We start from the raw sequence: 876 nt of genomic DNA on the forward strand, positions 1-876 counted from the left end.
AATATTTAGATGTTTCTCGCAGTCATTAGCTCTTTTTATCATATATCTAATTAATTCATCAAAATATTCTTGAGTGCCTTCGAGAAATTTTTTAGTATCTATGATTAAAACCGCACCACTTAATCTAGCGTTAAAATCATTTCGTTTTAAAAAGTGTAAAAATTCACTCCAGATACTTTTTTTAAGCAAGTAATCCCTATTTTTATCCACATCATCTTCAGGAAGCTCTTCAGTAGCTGTTGGCTGGTACAAGCTCTCTTGTGCAAAATGTATACCCTCAGTATCTAAAAGTGCGCCAAATTTTGAAATGTAAAGATTAAAGTTTGTTGTACTTTTGTGTATTTTTTTATAAGTATCTAAACTATCAGATAGTGGAAATTCGATATTTGAGTAGTTTATAAATGCACTCTTTCCAGCACCTTCATTACCCATTATCATTATTAAAGGTAATTTTTTAAAATTTATATCTTTTTTCCATGTTGTTTTGGCATCTTTCAAAGAAAGCATAAAATTTCTTTTTGCCTTACCAAAGCTATCCATAGACTCTTTTTTTATCTCTTTTAGCTTGTTATTTTTTTCATCTTTTTGAGATGCTAAATAGTGCATTAATGGCTTGATTAAAACAAAAAATAAAATAACTACCCAAAATGCAATTAATATAGTGACTCTTGAACTTATACTAGCAAAGCTATATACATCATTAAAAGCTATAAGTGGAGCATAAAGCCAAAATAAGATGCTTAATGCAATAGAAGCTACCAAAATGGTACTGTGTTTAAATCTAAAAAAGACAAAAAACCTTCTTAGGTAATCGATAAATGCCATTGATGCACATCCTTTTACAAATAAATATATTTCTTTAATGTAATAATAACA

Annotated in this window: 1 pseudogene; it reads right to left on the bottom strand. The window is 28.3% G+C overall.

Annotation, left to right across the window (positions count from 1 at the left end):
* A pseudogene (locus F3H01_RS09165) lies at nt 1–825 on the bottom strand (type VI secretion system membrane subunit TssM); the annotation flags it as partial.
* Nucleotides 826–876 lie beyond the last annotated feature (51 nt).

Source organism: Campylobacter concisus (assembly GCF_902460875.1).
GTDB lineage: Bacteria > Campylobacterota > Campylobacteria > Campylobacterales > Campylobacteraceae > Campylobacter_A > Campylobacter_A concisus_AA.